This window comes from Chryseobacterium sp. WX (assembly GCF_029542485.1).
GTDB lineage: Bacteria > Bacteroidota > Bacteroidia > Flavobacteriales > Weeksellaceae > Chryseobacterium > Chryseobacterium cucumeris.
In genome coordinates this window covers 2,185,178-2,206,351 of the sequence record NZ_CP120710.1, presented here as the reverse complement: position 1 = coordinate 2,206,351, position 21,174 = coordinate 2,185,178, and the positions used below count along the sequence as shown (strand labels likewise).

Sequence of the window (21,174 nt, the reverse complement as noted above, 5' to 3'; positions counted from 1 at the left end):
AAGCAGATATGTCGGATTTTTTTGCGCACGAAACGGCCGTTATTGACGATGGATGTCAAATAGGAAACGGAACCAAAATTTGGCACTTTTCACATCTTATGACAGGTTGCATTTTGGGCGAAAAATGCAATATTGGACAGAATGTTGTCATTTCACCTAAGGTTGTTTTGGGAAAGAATGTAAAAGTTCAGAATAATGTTTCAATTTATGAAGGAGTAACATGTGATGATGATGTTTTTTTAGGGCCTTCAATGGTTTTTACCAATGTAATAAATCCAAGAAGTGCTGTCAACAGAAAGAACGAATATCTGAAAACCCATGTTGGAAAAGGGGCATCTATAGGAGCTAATGCAACAATTGTTTGTGGACATAATATTGGTCAGTATGCTTTTATCGGAGCAGGAGCTGTAGTTACAAAAGAAGTACCGGATTATGCATTAGTAGTAGGAAACCCTGCCAGACAAATGGGATGGATGAGTGAATTTGGGCAAAGACTTCAATTTGATGCAGAAAATATTGCCGTTTGTGAAGAAAGTGGAGAAAAATACAAATTAGAAAATAACAAAGTTTCAAAAATTTAAAAACATACAAATGAGTGAAAAAATAAAATTTGCAGTTGTTGGCTGCGGGCATATCGGAAAAAGACACGCCGAAATGATCACAAGAAATGAAGAATGTGAATTAGTAGGCTTGATTGATGTTAAAGATAAATCAGTATTGGGAATTGAAAATTATAATGTTCCCTTTTTTGCATCACTAGATGAATTTTTAGCTTCCGGAATTGAAGTGAATGTAGTTAATATCGCTTCTCCAAACGGATTTCATTTTGAGCAATCTTATAAAGTGATAGATGCAGGAAAGCATGTTGTGGTAGAAAAGCCAATGGCTCTGAAAAAACAGCATGCTGAAAAACTTATTTTTCAGGCTCTGCACAAGCATAAACAAGTTTTTGCCGTAATGCAAAACAGATATTCACCTCCTTCCGTATGGGTGAAAGAAATGGTTGAGAGCGGAAAACTTGGGAATATATATATGGTTCAGCTTAATTGCTACTGGAACCGTGATAACCGATATTATAAGCCGGAATCATGGCATGGAAAGAAAGATCTGGATGGAGGAACTTTATTTACCCAGTTTTCTCACTTTATCGATATCATGTACTGGCTATTCGGTGATATTACCAATATTCAGGCAAAATTTGCAGATTTTAATCATGAAACGCTTACTGATTTTGAAGACTCAGGTTTCGTTAGCTTTGATTTTGTAGACGGAGGAATGGGATCATTAAATTATTCTACTTCTGTTTGGAATCAGAACCTTGAAAGTTCTATGACCATTATCGCAGAGAATGGGTCTGTGAAAATCGGGGGACAATACATGGACAAAGTAGAAGTTTGTAATATAAAAGACTATGTAATGCCAGAATTAGCTCCAACAAATCCTGGAAATGATTATGGTGCTTATAAAGGATCTGCTGCCAATCACCATTTTATCATTGAAAACGTTGTAGATGTATTAAAAGGAAGAAATACCATCACTACCAATGCTTTAGAAGGGCTTAAAGTAGTAGATATTATTGAGAGAATTTACAAACTTAAACAATAATGAATCATATTCTTTATATTCCATCTTGGTATCCTAATCAATATGATAACTTGTCAGGTGTTTTTTTTAAGGAACAAATTGAAGGACTTTCATCTGTTATTGAAAATGTGGGAGTTATTGCTCCGGTTTACAGAAGTTTTAAAAGTTTTAATTTTAAACAGAATGAATTGACATTTTCTAATAATGATGGGGTCAATACCTTTATTAAAGAATTATGGCATTTACCAGGCTGCAATATATACAATAGATTACAGTGGTTTAATAATTGTAAAAAGTTATTTGAAAATTATGTAGAAAAATTTGGATATCCAGATCTAATTCATATTCATTCCATAATCACAGCAGGGCAATTTGCTGTGTATGCAAAAAAAAAGTATAATATACCTTTTGTTGTGACTGAGCATTCATCAGGATTTGATAGAAATTTATATAGTAAGCGTGAATTAATGTCTTTTAAGGCTGAAGTTACTGAATCTTCTCATAATTTTGCCGTAAGTAAAAGTTTGGCAGAAGTATTAGCAAAGTCCATTGGAGGAACTTGGGATGTTTTGCCGAATTGGGTAAATGATAATTTTATAAATCAAGATAACAATTTTACAAAAAAGGGAGAGAAAATTATTTTTTTCTCTCTTTCTTCACTCAATCCATTAAAAGGACTTAATATTTTGATTGATGCATTTGATGATTTAGCTAAAGAATATCAAAATGTAGAGCTTTGGATAGGAGGGAATGGGGTTGAATATCATAATTTGTCGGATCAGATTAAAAAGTTAAGATTAGAAGATAAAATAGTATTATTAGGAAAACTTGACAGGGATACTGCCATTGAAAAATATAAAAGCTCAACATTTTATGTTTCACCAAGTTTAATAGAGACATTTGGAATTGTTGTTATTGAAGCATTAGCTATGGGACTTCCTGTTTTGGCTACGGATTCCGGTGGTCCTCAATCTATTTTAAATAATGATGTCGGAATCATTGTAAAGAAGAATTCAAGAGAAGAATTATATAAAGGAATGAAGTATTTAATTGAGAATGAAGACAAATTTGACAGAGAGAAGATCGTTAAATATTGTGTTGAGCATTTTTCTAGAGAAAAGGTTTCAAATGACCTTATAAACGTTTATAAGAAAATACTAAAATCATGACAAAGAATGTCATCATTTTATTTTTAAGGAAAATCATGGGAGCATTAGCAACGTTAGTTGCTACTATGTTGATTACCAGAAATCTAAGTGTTGAAAACTATGGTTTGTATAACGTATTTATCAATACAATTTTAATTATTACCAGTTTTTTATCATTAGGTATTGACTCTGCCAGTGGATATGTTTTGCAAAATCAGAAACATAACCAGGATAAAGTTATTCTAAATATTTTCTATTTAACAATATTCATAAGTATTATTGCTTTTATTGTTTTTAATTTAATTTTTAAAATAGTACCGTATGGAAGCTTAAATGGGATCCCTCCTGATCTACAATCGTATGCAACAATTATCGGAATTGGTACCTTGTTTACAAATGTTTTGTATACCATTTTGATTGGTAAAATGGATTTTAAGAATTATGCTATCTTTAGTATAGGACCCAATGTAATTTTTATTATCCTGTTGTGTATTTTTTTGATATACAAAGAGATAACCCTTCATCATGTGATTATTTCATTTATGACTGGATTTATCATAACCAGTATATTGTTAATAATTTACTTTTTTAGAAGTGTTAAAATATTTTCAATAAAAAATTTTAAAATTGATTTTGATATTCAGAAATATATATTGAAATTTGGTTTAAAATCTTATGTATCTAATCTGATAACGATCTTAAATTATCGTATCAATATATTCATCATTGCGCATTATTTAGGATCAAAGGAAACCGGTATTTATTCTAGCTGTCTTGTTATTATTGATTTTATATGGCTGCTTCCGGCAACTATTTCATCTGTTACCTATCCATGGTTTTCAAATCCTTCAATGTCTGCTCAGAGAAAAGTGATGATTCCAATTATTACAAGAGTTGTTATTTTTCTGACATTTATTGCTACATTGTTATTTTATATTCTTGGGGATTATTTAGTTAACATTGTTTTTGGAAGTAAATTTACAGATACAAAATCTCTGTTTTTATATTTGGGACCAGGAATAATACTAATGGCTGGGTCGAAAATCATAAATGTAGACTTTGCTGCTCAGGGAAAACCACAAATTAATATTTATTTGAATCTCATGGCTCTCATTATTACAGTAATCAGTAATTTTTTATTGATACCAAGATTTAATCTTGTTGGAGCTGCCATAGCAACAAGTATATCATTTGTAATATGGTTCTCTGTAAGTCTTCTGATATACTGTAAAATAACAAGAACAGGAGTAAGAGAATATCTGAGTCCTAAAATAAATGATTTGAGTTTTATAATTAATTTTAAAAAGTAGTAATGAATATTATTGTTTTTCTTATAATTTTTTCATTAAGCTTGGGAAGTTTCGGAGGTTCTTTTCAACCTACAAGGTTATTGTTGCTTTTCTTACCTTTTTTATTGGTGAAATCAACTAAAGGTTCTCATCTTCACTACAATAATACAATTACTTTTGGCCTCTTTACGTATTTTGTTTGGATTACTTACGGCCTTATTTCTCTTTTTTGGAGCCCGGATCCACAAATTGGTTTAACGAATGAAATCGTCGTGATGACCACTAGTATGTCAAGTTTACTCTTTTTTCCTCTTTTTTTGAAAGATAATGATGCTACTCTCAAATTAATTAGAAATGCTTGGATTTATGGATTAGCACTTACTTTGCCTATTGCAATTTACGAAATTGTAACAATGAACCATTTTAGCTATGATGACGAGAGATTAATTGGAGGTATTGGTATATATGCACCTTATGCTTCCGTTTTTTTTGGAAATTATAACAACTATTGTGTTTTTATTTGTTTGTGTTTACCTATGGTATTATGGGGAATCATTGAAAAAGGGAAAAAAGCGTTAAAAATATTCTACTTAGTGGTTTTGGGGATTTCTGTACTTATAATTTTTGTAAATACCAATAGAACATCCATGATCATCATTGTTATTTATTTATTATCTCAGATCCGGTTAAACTATAAAAACTTATCCTTTATTGCTCTTATATTATTACTTTTTTATTTTTCTTATACTTTTCTGCCAGATCCTTTGGTACAAAATATAGAAATTTTATTTAAAGATAGGGTAAATGTTGATTACAGCAATGATGAATCCGGTAGTGTAAGAATGTATAATTTTATTGCTGGAATTGGATTCCTGATTGATTCTTACGGTGCCGGAGTGGGTGCCGGAGGATATGAATATTATATGGAAAGATCTGAATATTATAAAGGAATAGTCAATCCACATAACTTCTTTTTAGAAATTTTTGCACAATATGGGATTGTTATTTTTTCATTATTTATAATCTGGCTCGTAAAAATTCTAATAGGATTTAAAAAAAGTGTAATGCTGAGTAGTAATGTGAAAAGGCTCTTATATACAAGTGTTCTGGTAATCCCTATCATCGGTATAATCAATAGTGATTCATTGGGAAATACATATTGGTGGTTATATCTTACATCACTCGCAATTATATCCTCAGTTGGTGGAAAGAAAATGCTGAAATCATATGGAAAGTAAAAGGTTCTTCACTTAGTAAGTCCTGTTTCTTCAAGTGATTATTTTACTTAATTGAAAGATCAGAATTATATATATTAGCATCAGATTTTATAGATATCAAAAAGTGCTGTTTAAGAATATAATTTAGTAAAATATAGTAGCTTTAATGCTGAAAACTTGTTTAAAATTATAAAAGATACCGGATACTTAAAATGAGGTAATACAGTAGAAAATAACATTATCATGTATCTGGAATATTTAGGAAAACGAGTTATTAAAAAAATAATGATTTAAAAAAATAAAACAAATGTGTGGAATTTTTGGTGTCGTATCGAACACCAGTATTAATAGACAGAAATTTCAAACTCTGGTAAAACATTCCGAACAAAGAGGAGTAGATTCCAGTGGTTTGATTTATTATCAAAATAACCAATATAAGGTAAACAGAGCTGATTACAGCATTGAAAAATTACTGAATAAGGTAAAACCATATAATGACAATATTGTTTTAGGACATAGTAGGTTGATTACTAATGGACTGGGGGATAACCAGCCAGTAATCAGAGGAAATATATGTGCAATACATAATGGGATTATAGTAAACGAAGAAGAAGTCTGGAGTAAGCTATCGGTAAGCAGACAATTAAAAATTGATTCCGAAGCTATTGTGGCTATTGCAGAAGAGTTTCTTCATAATAGTGAAAATAAAATAGAAGATCTTCCTAAAAAGATACTTTCTTTATGTCAGGGAGTTATTGCTTGTGCTCTTGCTCTGCCAGAAAAAGGAAAACTTCTTCTTTTTTCTAATAATGGTAGTTTATATGTAGGATATAACGAGGACAAAACCTATTTTGCATCAGAAAGCTACGGGCTTAGAATCATAGGATGCGAAAATATCACTCAGATAAAAGAAGAGTCTTTGATTTTGGATATTCCAGTCTCAAAAGAAAATCTTACCGTTACAGATGAAAAAAGCAGAGTAGAAGACTTAATCCCTGAGTTTAAGTTTAATACTATTGAAGAAAGACTGCTTGAATATAAAAAGCTTAACATCAAAAGATGTACTAAATGTATTCTTCCGGAGACAATGCCTTTCATAAAATTTGATGAAGAAGGCGTATGTAACTACTGTAAAAGCTACAAACCAAGAAATAATCCAAAACCGAAAGAAGAATTATTTAAATTGGTTGAACCCTATAGAAGAAAAGGTAAGGAACTGGATTGTATTGTTCCTTTTTCAGGAGGTCGAGATAGTTGCTATGGATTACATCTTATTGTAAAGGAACTGGAGATGAAACCTGTTACCTATACCTATGACTGGGGAATGGTAACGGACCTCGGTAGACGAAATATCAGCCGTATGTGTGCTGATCTTGGAGTAGAAAACATTATTGTTGCCGCAGATATTTCATTGAAAAGAAAGAATATCAGAATGAACCTTGAAGCATGGCTGAAGTCACCTCATTTAGGAATGATGGCAATGCTTACTGCAGGAGATAAACATTTCTTCAGACATGTGGAAGATATCAAAAAGCAAACAGGGATCAACCTTAATCTTTGGGGAGTAAATCCATTGGAAGTAACTCACTTTAAAACAGGATTCTTGGATATTGAACCTGATTTTGAAGAAAAAAGAGTATACAGTCATGGTGCTATGAAACAGCTGAGATATCATTCAAAAAGATTCAGAGCAATGATGGAGAGCCCTGGATATTTCAATAGTTCACTTTGGGATACTTTGTCTGGTGAATACTATCGCAGCTTCACAGAAAAACAGGATTACTATCACATTTTTGATTATTGGAGATGGGATGAGGAGCAGGTAGATAATACTCTTTTAAATGATTATAATTGGGAAAAAGCAATTGATACTACCACTACCTGGAGAATTGGTGATGGTACAGCAGCTTTTTATAATTATGTATATTATACTGTAGCTGGTTTTACAGAGCATGATACGTTCAGAAGCAATCAGATCAGAGAAGGGCAAATAACAAGAGAAAGAGCTTTAGAACTTGTTGAAATAGAAAATACTCCACGTTATCAGAATATCAGATGGTATCTGGATACTTTAGGACTTGATTTTGAAAGAGTAATTAAAATAGTGAATAAAATTCCGAAATTGTATACTGAAAAATAATTTAAATTTTTGTTCGTAAATGAAAAGCTCTACCTTGATTTTTAAGATTACTTTATTATTTACTTGTTGGATGTATAGTAGTTCTTTCTGTTTGGCTATGCCTATTTTTAAACCGGCACCAGTAATACAGAATAAATTAATATTTACATCGGATAATCCTACATTTACGAACAAAAACTTAAGCGTTAAGGAGATTTCCAAAATGTTGGATTTTTATACTGATGTATTTAGCTCAGAGACTCAACTGTCCAAGTGGTACAGTTCTGTCTATGATAGTTCAGCTCTTTTGTATGTTCCTATGCAATATGCTTATGATACTCAAAATAATGAAAAGAGCCAAAATGTCAATTGGGATGCCTCTCATTTTTCGAGAATGTCTGCTTATCTGCATCTGTTGAAACTTAATTTTCAAAACGACAAAATAAAATACAGTTATTTAGAAAGACTCACCACATTACTTTCAAATCAGTTGATAACTAAAATTGCTGTTTATAATTCAAAAAATGATTTTTACACCTTCAATAATTATATAGATGGTAATAACAGTAGCTTTCGAAGTGATGTTAAAGATGGGAAAAAAGGAATCCAGCCATCTCAGAACTTTGAACATATCTTTATTGGCTGGTGGAAAATGTTAAATACCAGAGAAGTCAATATCATGTATTTAATAGGAAACCTGAAAATTTTCCAAAAATCCAATTAATGAATAAAAAATACGAATTTCACATATGTCATCTAACGAGTGTTCATCCGAGAAATGATTCCAGAATATTTCATAAGATGTGCAAAAGTTTGGCATCTAATGATATCAGGGTGTCATTGGTAGTTGCTGATGGTAAAGGTAATGAGACGATAGACAATGTGGAAATTATAGATATAGGTGCGCCTGATGGCAGATTAAAAAGAATTACGAAAACCACATCCAAAGTTTTTAATAAAGCTAAGGAGCTTAATGCAGATGTATTTCATCTTCATGATCCCGAACTCCTTTTAGTAGCAAACAAACTTAAAAAACTAAATAAGAAGGTAATCTTTGATTCTCACGAAGATACGGTAAACACAATTTTAGTCTCACCTTATTTAAAATCCCCTTTTTCAAATATAATTTCTCTATTATATGAGAATTTCGAACGCTATATCTGTAAAAAAATAGATGGAGTGGTTGGAGCAACACCCCATATTGAAAGTTATTTTAAAAAATTTGCCAAACAAACTGAAAATATCAATAACTATCCCATCTTATCTGATAAGAAACAGGAGAGGATTTCCTGGGATGAAAAAAAGAATGAAGTTTGTTATGTGGGGTCCATTGATGGTACGAGAGGAATTAAAGATTTGATGAATTCATTGGAGCTTGCAAAATCAAAGGTCAAACTAAATCTGGCAGGCATGTACTCTTCTCCTGCTCTGGAAAAAGAGATAAAGGAACATAAAGACTATCACCTTGTTAATGATTTTGGATATGTAAATTCTGAAGAAGTAGATAGTATTTATAACCGTTCGTTAGTAGGTGTGGTTACTTTGCATCCCATTCCAACATTTTTAGTGAGTCTGCCCATAAAAATGTTTGAATACATGGTTGCGGGAATTCCGTTTATTGCCTCAGACTTTCCTTACTGGAGAAGTTTATTGAAAGGGAGTGATTGTTGTATTTTCGTAAACCCTCAAAAACCTCAGGAAATAGCCGATGCTATCGATTACTTCATTCTTAATAAAGAAAGAGCCAAACAAATGGGCGAACTGGGACAAAAGCTAGTTTATGAAAATTTTTCATGGGAAAGCCAGTCTGAAAAATTATTAACGTTTTATCAAAAAGTTTTATCAAACTAATATGTGCGGAATAACAGGAGCAATAGAGTTTAAAAGATCACAATACCTCAATTTTGAAGAAGGAAGTGATTTACATAATTACATACGAAGAAGAGGACCGGATTACTATGGTGTTGAAAAAATAGAATATGAAGGATGGTCAGTAACTTTAGCTCACTCCAGGTTAGCAATTATTGATCTTTCAGAAGCATCTAACCAACCTATGATTTCTCATGATGATAGGTATACTATTACCTTTAATGGTGAGATATATAACTATCAGGAAATCCGTGAAGAATTGATATCAAATGGTTTTAAATTCAGAACAACAGGAGATACTGAAGTTCTTTTAAGAGCATGGGAATGCTGGGGTGAAGGCTGTTTGGATAAATTAAACGGAATGTTCGTTTTTGGCTTATTTGATAAAATTAAAGGAGAGTTCTATCTGGTAAGAGACAGATTCGGTGTTAAACCATTAATATATACTTTTTTTGATGGCCAGCTACTGTTCTCCTCTTCTATAGCCTCTGTAGCAAAACAAATAAAGCAGGAGATAGATCTGGAGTACTGTTCCAGTGGAATAAGATTTGGTTTTTTTGAAGGATATGAAGACAGAACTCCTTTTAAAAATGTAAAATATCTTATGCCAGGATCATTGATGAAATGTACGCTGGATGGAGAGCTGAAAATAGAAACAAAGTCGTGGTATTCCCTGGAAGAGCAGGTGGCAAAGAAAAGAAAAGAACTTGAGTCTTTAAGCTCAGATGAACTAATTTCCCAGGGGAAAGCTTTGTTGGAAAGTTCAACCAAGATACGTTTGAGAAGTGATGTTCCTCTGGCAATTTCTTTAAGTGGTGGGGTAGACTCATCATCTATAGCAGCAATTACAGCGAAAGAAGTAAATCATTTAATGGCTTTCAGCTATGGAGCTCCGGATCACCCAAAATCGGAGGGTCCTACCATCAATAAATTTGCGAAAGATAAAAATATAAATGTTGAGTATATTCACCATTCTTACACTGCACAAGAAATGGGGAATATCTATGATCAAACCATGGAGGCACAGGAATCTCCGTTTCTTGGATTAAGTATTATTGCACAACATGAAGTCTATAAACAGGTAAAAGAAAGAAATATTAAAGTTTTACTGGGAGGTCAGGGTGGCGATGAAATTTTCGCAGGATACAGAAAATTTTTTGTAGTAGCTCTGAAAAAGGCAATAGAAAAAAAAGAAATCCTTCCGGGGTTGCAATATTTTCATTCCCTAGCACTTATGCTGATATTCGAAACCAAGCAAATAAAAACATATTGGAATGAGAAAAACAGGTATCTGAAAACAACAGGAAAAGATACTTCATTCTTAGATTGTCTACCCAATATTTCCTTAAATCTTTTTGAAAACACATCTTTATCAAACAGGCAGATTTCAGATATTCAGAAATACAGTATTCCCTCACTGTTAAGATATGAAGATAGAAATTCAATGTATTTTTCTATTGAAAGCAGACTACCTTTTATGGACTATAGATTGGTAGAGTTTGCTCTGGCATTGCCGGACCTGCTTAAGATTAAATACGGATATGGAAAATGGATACTACGTGAAATGATGAAAAAAGACGTACCAGGCTATATTCTTAAAAACCGTTTAAAAAGAGGCTTTGACGTTACCCAAAATTGGGTAAATGATGGTGTGGGAGAAAGAATACAATCAAATATTTTAGAAAATAAAAATAAAGTAAAAGATTTTGTCTCTGACATCAGTAGACTTGAAGATTCCCTTACAATCAAGAATCTTAATAACAGTAATATCTTGAATGAAGCAATCATGCTTGATTTCCTGATAGATCCTATTAAAAAACCAACACTTCAGTGATGAAAATGAATAAAAACACCTGGCTGATTTCCAAATACGCCTCACCTCCTCAATATGCAAAAGTTCCTTCACGTTTGTTTTATTTGGCAAGAGAATTTACAAGGCAAGGAAATAATACCTTCATGATAACCTCAGATTCAAATCATTTTACCAATTGTCCTGAAACGGATAAAATTTATAATGATGAAGAACAGGATGGAGTTGCTATAAGATGGATTAAAACGAAGAAATATATCAAAACAGCATCAATAGACAGAATATTGTCCTGGTTTGATTTTGAAAGAAAGCTTTTCTCCATGAAACTTTCCAACATGACAAAACCTGATGTGGTTATTGTTTCGTCTCTTTCGATTTTTACCATTATTTATGGCTATTATCTCAAAAAGAAGTTTGGGAGTTTTCTGGTTTTTGAAATCCGGGATATATGGCCTTTAACTATGACAGAAGAAGCAGGTTTTTCCAAATGGCATCCACTTGTCTTACTGATAGGGTTTATAGAAAAATTTGGATATAAAAAAGCGGATCTGGTCGCAGGAACTATGCCAAGATTAGATCTACATGTAGAACAATTACTGGGATATAAAAGACCTTTTCATTGTTCACCATTAGGATTTGATCCAGAAAACTATTCTGAAGACTTTTTAAAAGAAACAAATCCGTTTTCAGGGGTAGTACCATCAGGAAAGGTTATTATTGGCTACGCCGGAAGTATGGGAGTTACCAATGCATTGGAACCTTTTATTGAAACAATACAAATGATGAAGGAAAACAGTAATATCCATTTTTTACTTGTCGGAAGTGGTGATCTCAGAGAGTCTTACGAAGAACAACTAAAAAATTGTTCCAATGTGACATTTTTACAAAGAATCCGGCAAAGTGAAGTTAAATATTTTCTTGATGCTTGCGATATTCTATACTTGTCTACTAAAGATTCAAAAGTGTGGGACTACGGACAATCTATGAATAAAGTGGTGGAATATATGCTGGCTGCGAAGCCTATTATTGCTTCGTATACAGGATATCCTTCTATGATTAATGAAGCTGATTGCGGTAGATTTATCAACAGTACATCTGCAGAAGATATTAAAAACGCAATTCTATTTTATGCCAATATGAGTTCCGAGGAAAGAATGGCCATAGGCAATAAAGGGAGACAATGGATTTTTGAAAACAGAACGTATCCGGTACTGGGGAAAAAATACATGGATGCTATTTTATTTCATTCCGTAAAGCAAAAGAAGTAGCTTTGCACTGGCTGAAATAAAAAATAGGCTTTATTTTGAAAATTACTGTTAATAATAATTTCATTGATAAACTATTCCTGTTATCTGTTATGGTAGGAAATACTGTTGCCATTTCTTTTGCAAAACCATTAGAAATGAATCCCAGGGACTTTTCTATACCGTATCGGATTTTTATTATTGTCTTTTCTTTATTCATCATCTATAGAGAAAGAAAAAATATTAGTTTTAAAAATATTTCACTGGTAAGCCTTATTGGATTTTGGATTTTTTACATCATCAAACTTACTTATTCGTTTAATAATTATTCGTTTAATCAGGATGTAATAGTATCAGAAAATGAGGATATCTTTAGAGTCTTATTTATGAATCTGCTTCCTAGTGCAGCATTATTATGTATTAATTACAATAAAGTAGATTTCAAAAGTATTACAAAATATTGTCTCTTTATTTTATGTGGTCTTCTTATTGTCAATTATATATATGGTTATATCAACTTAGATCACATTTTTAGTACATATTACATTATGTATGGTCACATAGGGGCCTCATTGTTTATTATTTCTTTATTTCTGCTTTTATTTTGTAAAAAAGATTACAAATTATATTTTTTATTTTTCTGTCTTTTTTTAGGGCTTTTTAATGTAATACAATCTATGGCGAGGAGTCCTTTACTTGCTATTGCTATAAGTTCTTTTTATATGATTCTTTTAAAAGGAAATAGAAAATATCTGTTATATGCCATTACATTACTTTTGTTATTAATAGGACTTATTTTTCTCCATGAACAATATGGTGACGGATTAATAACAAGTTTCAACAGAATGTATAAATGGCTTGCTCAAGGAGATACATCGAGCCGGGGACCATTATATAGAGCAGCTCTTGAAATTTTTTATTCAAATCCTGTCTTAGGAGGCAGAATTTTATTTGAAGATGGAGTTCACCCCCATAACATCTTTTTAGAACTTTTAATGGCTACCGGTATTCTAGGGTTAATTATTTATTTTCTAAAGTTTTTACCAGTATTTCAAAATGCCTCTATTTTCTTGAATATAAATAAAAGTAATATATACTATAAAGCTATTTTTGCTTTATTTTTGCAATATTTTACACTCGTACAGACATCTTGTAATCTTTTTAATATACCGGAATTTTTGTACTTTAGTTCAATAATTATTGGTATTAGTTATAGCGCAAAAAACAAAAGAATTGAGTAGAAGCTCACCAAGTATTATGACGAACAGATCTAACTTTTAAGAATGTATAAAAATTATTTAAAGAGGATTTTTGACTTTGTATTTTCTCTGATGGGAATTACCTTATTGCTTCCGATTTTCCTTGTTGTTATGATAGGATTATTCCTGGCTAATGATGGAAAACCCTTTTTCTTCCAGTTAAGACCTGGGAAAAATGGGAAAATATTTAAAATTATAAAGTTTAAAACAATGAATGATAAAAAGGATTCCAATGGAACTCTTTTATCAGATGCGGAAAGACTAACAGCTATAGGCTCATTCGTTCGTAAAACATCCCTGGATGAAATTCCACAGTTGATCAATGTTTTGAAAGGAGATATGTCTCTTATTGGTCCCCGACCTCTTCTGGTACAATATCTGCCGCTTTATAACGAGCACCAGGCTCGAAGACATGAAGTGAGACCCGGAATTACAGGTTGGGCGCAGGTTAATGGAAGAAATGCAATATCATGGAATCAGAAATTTGACTATGACGTATGGTATGTAGAAAACATCTCTTTTATTTTAGATTTCAAAATCTTTTTTCTTACCGCGAAGAAAGTATTTATCAGAGAAGGAGTGTCCGCTGATGGACACGTTACCATAGAACCATTTCAAGGAAATTAATTAATAGCTATGTATTTATTTGGCGCGAGTGGACACGGTAAAGTAATAGCAGATATTGCTGCTGCTAATGACATAAAAATTAAGGCATTTATAGATCAGGATGTTACTAAAAAGGAATGCTACGGATTTCCAGTCTTGAATAATTTACCAGACGATAAGGAAAAACTTATTATTTCAATTGGAAATAATCTTATCCGTAAAAAGATTGCAGAACAGATTAAGAGTGAGATGGGTACTTTAATACATCCAAAATCAATAATTTCTGCTTCTGTGAATATAGAAGAGGGAACAGTAATCATGGGAGGAGTCGTAATTAATGCTGATACTGCCATTGGAAAACACTGTATCATCAATACCAATGCATCTGTAGATCATGATTGTGTGGTTGAAGACTTTGTTCATATTTCACCCAATTCAGCACTTGCCGGAGGAGTAGAAGTAGGAGAAGGTTCTCAGATTGGAATAGGAGCTTCGGTAATCCAGGGAATTAAAATAGGAAAATGGTGTGTAATAGGTGCCGGAGCGGTCATCATTAACGATGTTCCTGATTATTCAGTGGTTGTAGGAAATCCGGGCAGAATTATCAAGAAAAATATTATATAAAAGTTACGAATCAAAAATATGAATACTAAAATCTGGCTGTCCTCGCCACATATGGGAGGGAATGAACAAAAATATATCAACGAAGCGTTTGAAGAAAATTGGGTAGCTCCGTTAGGCCCTAATGTTAACGGATTTGAAAATGATCTGGAGCAGTTTTTAGGTGGAAACGCAAAAGTAGCTGCTCTTTCTGCGGGTACTGCAGCATTACACCTTGCTCTTATCGAGTGTGGAGTTGTACATGGTGATGAGGTAATCTGCCAATCCATGACTTTCTCTGCTTCAGCCAATCCCATCGCGTATTGTGGAGCAACACCTGTTTTTGTGGATAGTGAACCGGTTACATGGAATATGTGCCCGAAAGCACTAAGAGAAGCCATCGAAGACAGAATTCAGAAAGGAACAAAGCCTAAAGCAATCATTGTAGTACACCTGTATGGTATGCCGGCAAAAATGGACGAAATAACAGCCATTGCTCAGGAGTTCCAGATACCTGTGATTGAAGATGCTGCTGAAGCCCTTGGATCAACTTACAAAGGACAGGCTTGCGGAACATTCGGCCGTTTTGGAATCTTAAGTTTTAATGGAAATAAAATCATTACCACTTCAGGAGGAGGAGCTTTGGTTTGTCATACTCAGGAGGATAAAGATAAAGCGGTTTTCCTTTCTACACAAGCCAGAGACAATGCACCTCACTATCAGCATTCGCACATTGGTTTCAACTATAGAATGAGCAATATTGTGGCAGGAATAGGAAGAGGACAGATGGAAGTGCTTAAGGACAGAGTGGCTGCCCGCAGAGCAATGCACAATTTCTATGTTGACCTTTTCAGCAATATTGAAGGGGTAACTGTATTTTCAGAGTCGAATGATGATTTTTATTCCAACCACTGGTTATCCGCAGTGATCGTTGATCCGGAAATTACAGGAAAGGACAGAGAAGGTCTGAGACATGCATTTTTAGAAGACAATATAGAATCAAGACCACTTTGGAAACCAATGCATTTACAGCCGGTCTTTGAAACTTCTCCTTACTATGGTGGGAATGTTTCAGAAAAACTTTTTGATAACGGATTATGTCTCCCTTCAGGTTCTAATCTGTCTGATGATGACAGAGAAAGAATAGCAAAGGTTGTTCATTCTTACTTTGGACTTTAATATTATTTAAATTTAATGAATCAGTATAAATATTGGAAAAAAGTTTTTGATTTTGCCTTAGCGGCAATATTGATCCTTTTTCTTATGCCTGTACTGATTATTTTATTTGTGATTGCAAGTTTGGATACATCTTCTAATGGGATTTTTTTTCAGACCCGAATAGGGCAATATGGAAAACCATTTACCATTTTTAAGATTAAAACAATTCATGAACATAAGAGAACATGTTCAAAAGTTGGGCAGGCTCTCAGAAAATTTAAGCTCGATGAATTTCCGCAATTGTTTAATATTGTAAAAGGTGATATGAGTTTTGTAGGTCCCAGACCTGATATTGAAGGATATTATGATAAACTTGTCGGAGAAGACAGGAAAGTTTTGGAACTCAAACCTGGGCTTACCTGTGAAGCAAGTATTAAATACAGAGATGAAGAATATCTTCTGAAAAATCAGGAAGATCCTTTAGCTTATAATGATGAAGTAGTATTTCCAAACAAAGTAAAAATGAATCTGGAGTATTTTGAAAGTATGTCTTTCAAAAACGATATAAAGATCTTGTTTAAAACATTAATAACCACATTGAAATAGAGTTTTTAACTATTATGAAAATTAAAGAAACCCCGCTTAAAGACTGCTACATCATAGAGCCTACCATATTTGAAGATGAAAGAGGCTACTTCTTTGAAAAGTTCAACGAAAAAAAATTTGAGGAACTTACCGGAATGAACGGGCACTTTGTGCAGGATAATATTTCTAAATCTTCCTATGGAGTATTGAGAGGACTGCATCTTCAGAAAGGAGAACATGCCCAGGCAAAATTGGTATCCTGCCTTGAAGGAAGCGTTTGGGATGTGGCTGTAGACCTTAGAGAGGATTCTCCTACATTCGGAAAATGGTTCGGAATAGAGCTTACTGCTGAAAATAAATTACAACTTTATGTACCGAGAGGTTTCGGACACGGTTTTTCTGTATTGAGTACCCATGCTGTATTTTCTTACAAATGTGATAATTTTTATAACAAAGAGTCAGAAGGAAGTGTGAAATTCAATGATCCTGATCTTGATATCGATTGGAAAGTAGATGAAAAAGATGCCATACTTTCAGATAAAGACCAGAATGCCCCTGGATTTAAAGAAAAAAACTTTTAAAGTATATCCCTGAAAACCACTTTTATAAAGTGGTTTTTATTTTTTAATCCTAACTCTCCAATATTTTGTATCTTTGCAGACTCAAAATCAAAACGATGCGTACAAAATCTGTAGGGAAGAAGAAAATCAATGTAGTCACTCTTGGATGCTCCAAGAATGTATATGATTCTGAAGTATTAATGAGCCAGCTGAAGGCCAATGGCAAAGAAGTGGTTCACGAAGACCGTGGGGACATTGTGGTCATCAATACCTGCGGATTTATTGATAATGCGAAAGAAGAGTCTATCAATACCATCCTTGATTATGTTGATGCTAAAAACAGAGGTGAGGTCGAGAAAGTATTCGTTACAGGATGTTTATCTGAAAGATATAAACCGGATTTGATAAAAGAAATTCCGGATGTAGACCAATATTTCGGAACAAGAGATCTTCCGATACTTTTAAAGCATCTTGGAGCAGATTATAAACACGAACTGGTAGGAGAAAGATTAACAACAACTCCAAAACATTACGCATACCTTAAAATTTCCGAAGGCTGTGACAGACCTTGTTCTTTCTGTGCAATCCCATTGATGAGAGGAGGGCATATTTCGACACCCATCGAAAAACTGGTTTCAGAAGCTCAGAAACTGGCCAAAAAAGGGACAAAAGAGTTAATTCTTATTGCTCAGGATCTTACTTACTATGGTCTTGATCTTTATAAAAAGAGAGCATTGGGCGATCTTTTAAAAGAATTGGTAAAAGTAGAAGGAATAGAATGGATTCGTCTTCACTATGCTTTCCCGAGCGGTTTCCCTGAAGATGTTCTTGATATTATCCGCGAAGAACCTAAAGTATGTAACTATATCGATATTCCTCTTCAGCATATCAATTCAGACTTACTGAAATCTATGAAGAGAGGAACTACCCATGAGAAAACAGATGCCCTTTTAGGAAAATTCAGAGAGAAAGTTCCTGATATGGCGATCAGAACAACGCTTATCGTTGGATATCCTGGAGAAACAGAAGAGATATTTCAGGAGCTTAAAGACTGGGTAAGAGAGCAGAAGTTTGACAGATTAGGATGCTTTACCTATTCTCACGAAGAAAACACTACTGCCCATGTTTTGGAAGATAATATTCCACAGGAAGTAAAAGAAGCAAGAGTAGAAGAGATAATGGAGCTGCAGTCTCAGATTTCATGGGAAAAGAATCAGGAAAAAATAGGTAAAGTATTCAGATGTATTTTTGACCGTAAAGAAGGAAATTATTTCATCGGAAGAACAGAGTATGATTCTCCGGATGTTGATAATACTGTTTTGGTTTCAGCAGAAGATACTTATATTTCTATTGGTGAATTTGCAGATGTTAAAATTACCTCCGCTGAAGAATTTGACTTATACGGAGAATTGGTTTAGCTAAACGCTTATTAATCAGTTAAAAATAGCATTTTTCAAGCTGACTCATTAACGAAAATTAACATAGAATTTTCTCGGTAGTAGGTTTTTATTTAATTGATAATCAATTTGTTAATATTTTGTGTAATTAAGATTTTTTAATTTTCCATTATAATGTATTTAAAATCGAAAATTATGTCTTAAATTTGCGCAAGAAGCAATATTTTTAAATCATGTGATTTCAGCAAGTTAATCATTGAAATAAACCCTAAAATTAATTGAAATAGTTATTTGAATATTTTATTTTAATTCAGTGTTCACAAGTTGAGATGTATCTTCTTTTTTGGAAATATTGATGAAAAAAATGTAATTAAAAATCTTTAAAAACTTATGAAAAAATTTTTATTAACAGCAATTATGCTTGTTGGCCTTTCGGCCGTTTCTAAGGCTCAACAGGGGCGAGTGGGGATTAACACAACCACACCTGCCGCAACATTAGACGTAGTAGCAAATACTACAGACAATGCTAGACCTGATGCCTTACTAGTCCCTCGTATGACGGCAGCAGAATTATCCGCTAAGGATGATACTAGTGGAACATATGCTGCGCCTCAAAACGGAGCTATTGTTTACATTACTTCCGGAACAGGTACAGGTGCAAGAAAAGTTAAAATTACTGGCCCTGGATTCTATTATTTTGATAATTCAGTTCCTGAATGGAAGCCTATGGTTGGTGCTGTTACAGCTACTGGATATACTAACGTTTCACAATCGACTTCTATTAACAAGAATGAATCAATGTTGGTAACTACGAATGTAACTATTGCAGCTCCTCCAGTAGCAACTTCAGTTGCCGGAGATAAATTCAGAATTGTTGATGCTACAGGTGGTGCTGGATTTAGTGTTACTGGTGTTCACTCTAGTACAACTACTTCGCCGGCAGTATCAGGTTCGGCATTAGAGTATACTTTCATCAGTGGTGCATGGTATTGCACAAGTTTATAATTTAAAATAATAGTGAAATGAACACAAATAAAAAAATTTCTGCTCTTGTATTGTTAGCTGTGGGTATCTTTTCTAATGCACAGATCAAAACAAATAATACAATTAATGCAACCATAGGTGGAGAGTCAGTTTACTTAGATGCTTCAAGTTTCCCTTCATCCAACAACTTAGGAAAAGGTTTATCTGTTCCTAGAACAAACTTAACTACTTTTACATTTGTTACACAGGTAACCAATGCATTAAAGTTTCCTACAGCATATGATGGTATGATCGTATATAACTCTGTTGCGGGTACTACTCCTGCTACAGGTTCTGGTATTGGTAATCAACCTGTCAGTGTAGGTTTTTACTATTTCAGTAATCCTACTCCAACACCAGCATTCTCTTCTGCTTCCGGGCAATGGTTGCCATTAGGTGGTAGTGGTAAAGAAAATATCCTTACTACTGAAACTGTTACAAACAGACAAGTAAATAATGCACAGATTTATGGTATAAAAGGAACTTTTGCTGCAAACGGTACAACTACTGCAGTAACAATTCCTGCTCCTTCCGGAATTACTGCTATGTACGGAATTACTATTTATAAAGCAGGAACTAACACAGTATACTCCAGAGAATTGTATTCATATGATACATCTACCGGAGCTGCTGTTACAGGATCTCCAAGTATGTCTGTAGTGTATCCTAGTGGAACATATGATTATGTACTAGAATACTTAAAATAAAGAAATTTATTAATTACATAACAAAAAACCAATGAGAAATCATTGGTTTTTTACTTTTAAGAGATGAGAGGTTCTTTTATTTTTGATGATGATAAATGATATGGAGATAATTTTTTAAAATTTCCGGCTATTATTTTTTAAGTAAGATCGAGCTTTGAAATTTTAACACTATCTATAGATGTTAAAATCTAATTCAGAAATTTGACAGGATAGGGCTTACCAACTTCTGATAGTCATTTTCTTCAAATCCTGGATTTAAGAATTTTAAATTTAAAATTATTTTATTGGATAAAAATCTTAACAATAGGCGGTTTTTAATAAGTTGATTTTCAGTATGTTTTAGATTTCCAAATTTTAAATTATGTGTAAATTAGTTAATTATGTTAACTTTTCAAGTGTTTTTTTAACACTTTTTAACATGGTGATCTAAATGCCCTATCCATAAGGGGTTACAGTTGTTTTTAATATTTTGTTGTGTTTTTATTAACTGTTTTTAACATATTGAATAGGGTTTTATAAAGATTCCTGATACATTTGCTCCGTCAAAACCAATAAAAGTTCAAAATGATGAAAAGATTCATTCTCGTAATCATAATGATGATTTCAACCCTAGGTGTTTACTCTTTTACAAGTAATGCCTTAGATGCGAAAAAAACAAGTTATGCATCGTACTACCACGATAAATTTAACGGTAGAAAAACTGCCAGCGGAGAAATCTTTGATAACTCAAAATTCACTGCGGCAAACAGAACGCTTCCATTTGGAACAAACGTTAAGGTAACCAACCTTAAAAATGGTAAAGAGGTAATAGTGAGAATTAATGACAGAGGGCCTTACCATTCATCAAGATCTTTAGACATGTCTAAAGCTGCGTTCGATGAGATCGGAGATATCAACCATGGTACTATTCCGGTCGAATATGAAATTGTCGATTAATTTTATGATTTAAATTAAAAAAAAGCCAGCTGATTCAGCTGGCTTTTTGTATGGATAAATATA

The 21,174-nt window shown here is 33.1% G+C and carries 20 protein-coding genes; all 20 read left to right on the top strand.

What is annotated here, in order from left to right:
- Positions 1–8 precede the first annotated feature (8 nt).
- The 20 genes from PZ898_RS09895 to PZ898_RS09800 all read left to right on the top strand — a co-directional run bounded on the left by PZ898_RS09895 (position 9) and on the right by PZ898_RS09800 (position 21,111).
- A complete protein-coding gene (locus tag PZ898_RS09895; RefSeq protein WP_062674006.1) occupies positions 9–581 on the top strand; it encodes an acyltransferase in 573 nt (190 codons plus the stop codon).
- Between the two features lie 10 nt (positions 582–591).
- A complete protein-coding gene (locus PZ898_RS09890) occupies positions 592–1,605 on the top strand; it encodes a Gfo/Idh/MocA family oxidoreductase (RefSeq protein ID WP_062674008.1) in 1,014 nt (337 codons plus the stop codon).
- Positions 1,605–2,753 (top strand): glycosyltransferase, encoded by a 1,149-nt coding sequence (locus PZ898_RS09885; RefSeq protein WP_277695420.1) that lies wholly within the window; start codon positions 1,605–1,607, stop codon positions 2,751–2,753. Before PZ898_RS09890 ends, PZ898_RS09885 begins: the two co-directional genes overlap by 1 nt.
- Entirely contained in the window at positions 2,750–4,042 is a 1,293-nt protein-coding gene (locus PZ898_RS09880) for an oligosaccharide flippase family protein (protein ID WP_062674013.1), read from the top strand. Before PZ898_RS09885 ends, PZ898_RS09880 begins: the two co-directional genes overlap by 4 nt.
- Before the next feature lie 2 nt (positions 4,043–4,044).
- Positions 4,045–5,259, top strand: coding sequence for an O-antigen ligase family protein (locus tag PZ898_RS09875; RefSeq protein WP_277695419.1), 1,215 nt, complete (start codon positions 4,045–4,047; stop codon positions 5,257–5,259).
- A 286-nt stretch (positions 5,260–5,545) separates the two neighbouring features.
- Complete coding sequence (locus tag PZ898_RS09870) at positions 5,546–7,378, top strand: hypothetical protein (protein ID WP_277695418.1); 1,833 nt, start codon at positions 5,546–5,548, stop codon at positions 7,376–7,378.
- Between the two features lie 97 nt (positions 7,379–7,475).
- Positions 7,476–8,081: a hypothetical protein gene (locus PZ898_RS09865; protein WP_277695417.1), complete on the top strand. Its 606-nt coding sequence runs from the start codon at positions 7,476–7,478 to the stop codon at positions 8,079–8,081.
- On the top strand, positions 8,081–9,208 hold the full coding sequence (locus PZ898_RS09860) for a glycosyltransferase (protein ID WP_277695416.1): 1,128 nt from the start codon (positions 8,081–8,083) through the stop codon (positions 9,206–9,208). Before PZ898_RS09865 ends, PZ898_RS09860 begins: the two co-directional genes overlap by 1 nt.
- Position 9,209: 1 nt before the next feature.
- Positions 9,210–11,060: an asparagine synthase (glutamine-hydrolyzing) gene (gene asnB / locus PZ898_RS09855; protein WP_277695415.1), complete on the top strand. Its 1,851-nt coding sequence runs from the start codon at positions 9,210–9,212 to the stop codon at positions 11,058–11,060.
- Positions 11,060–12,304, top strand: coding sequence for a glycosyltransferase family 4 protein (locus PZ898_RS09850; RefSeq protein ID WP_277695414.1), 1,245 nt, complete (start codon positions 11,060–11,062; stop codon positions 12,302–12,304). Before asnB ends, PZ898_RS09850 begins: the two co-directional genes overlap by 1 nt.
- Before the next feature lie 35 nt (positions 12,305–12,339).
- Positions 12,340–13,521, top strand: a complete 1,182-nt coding sequence (locus PZ898_RS09845) for an O-antigen ligase family protein (protein ID WP_123279293.1) — start codon at positions 12,340–12,342, stop codon at positions 13,519–13,521.
- A gap of 42 nt (positions 13,522–13,563) precedes the next feature.
- The gene (locus tag PZ898_RS09840; RefSeq protein ID WP_062674030.1) at positions 13,564–14,166 is read left to right on the top strand and encodes a sugar transferase; all 603 of its coding nucleotides are present in this window, start codon (positions 13,564–13,566) and stop codon (positions 14,164–14,166) included.
- A 9-nt stretch (positions 14,167–14,175) separates the two neighbouring features.
- Positions 14,176–14,769: an acetyltransferase gene (locus tag PZ898_RS09835; RefSeq protein WP_277695413.1), complete on the top strand. Its 594-nt coding sequence runs from the start codon at positions 14,176–14,178 to the stop codon at positions 14,767–14,769.
- A gap of 18 nt (positions 14,770–14,787) precedes the next feature.
- Positions 14,788–15,924 carry an aminotransferase class I/II-fold pyridoxal phosphate-dependent enzyme gene (locus PZ898_RS09830; protein WP_120232053.1) on the top strand — a complete coding sequence of 379 codons (1,137 nt, stop codon included), beginning with the start codon at positions 14,788–14,790 and terminating at the stop codon, positions 15,922–15,924.
- 15 nt (positions 15,925–15,939) lie between these two features.
- Positions 15,940–16,509 (top strand): sugar transferase, encoded by a 570-nt coding sequence (locus PZ898_RS09825; protein ID WP_062674036.1) that lies wholly within the window; start codon positions 15,940–15,942, stop codon positions 16,507–16,509.
- A 14-nt stretch (positions 16,510–16,523) separates the two neighbouring features.
- The gene (gene rfbC, locus PZ898_RS09820) at positions 16,524–17,069 is read left to right on the top strand and encodes a dTDP-4-dehydrorhamnose 3,5-epimerase (protein ID WP_034699135.1); all 546 of its coding nucleotides are present in this window, start codon (positions 16,524–16,526) and stop codon (positions 17,067–17,069) included.
- 95 nt (positions 17,070–17,164) lie between these two features.
- Positions 17,165–18,466, top strand: a complete 1,302-nt coding sequence (gene rimO, locus PZ898_RS09815; RefSeq protein ID WP_062674038.1) for a 30S ribosomal protein S12 methylthiotransferase RimO — start codon at positions 17,165–17,167, stop codon at positions 18,464–18,466.
- Between the two features lie 534 nt (positions 18,467–19,000).
- Positions 19,001–19,450, top strand: coding sequence for a hypothetical protein (locus PZ898_RS09810; RefSeq protein ID WP_277695412.1), 450 nt, complete (start codon positions 19,001–19,003; stop codon positions 19,448–19,450).
- A 17-nt stretch (positions 19,451–19,467) separates the two neighbouring features.
- A complete protein-coding gene (locus PZ898_RS09805) occupies positions 19,468–20,175 on the top strand; it encodes a hypothetical protein (protein ID WP_062674042.1) in 708 nt (235 codons plus the stop codon).
- A gap of 564 nt (positions 20,176–20,739) precedes the next feature.
- Complete coding sequence (locus PZ898_RS09800; RefSeq protein ID WP_062674044.1) at positions 20,740–21,111, top strand: septal ring lytic transglycosylase RlpA family protein; 372 nt, start codon at positions 20,740–20,742, stop codon at positions 21,109–21,111.
- The last annotated feature ends 63 nt before the right edge of the window (positions 21,112–21,174 follow it).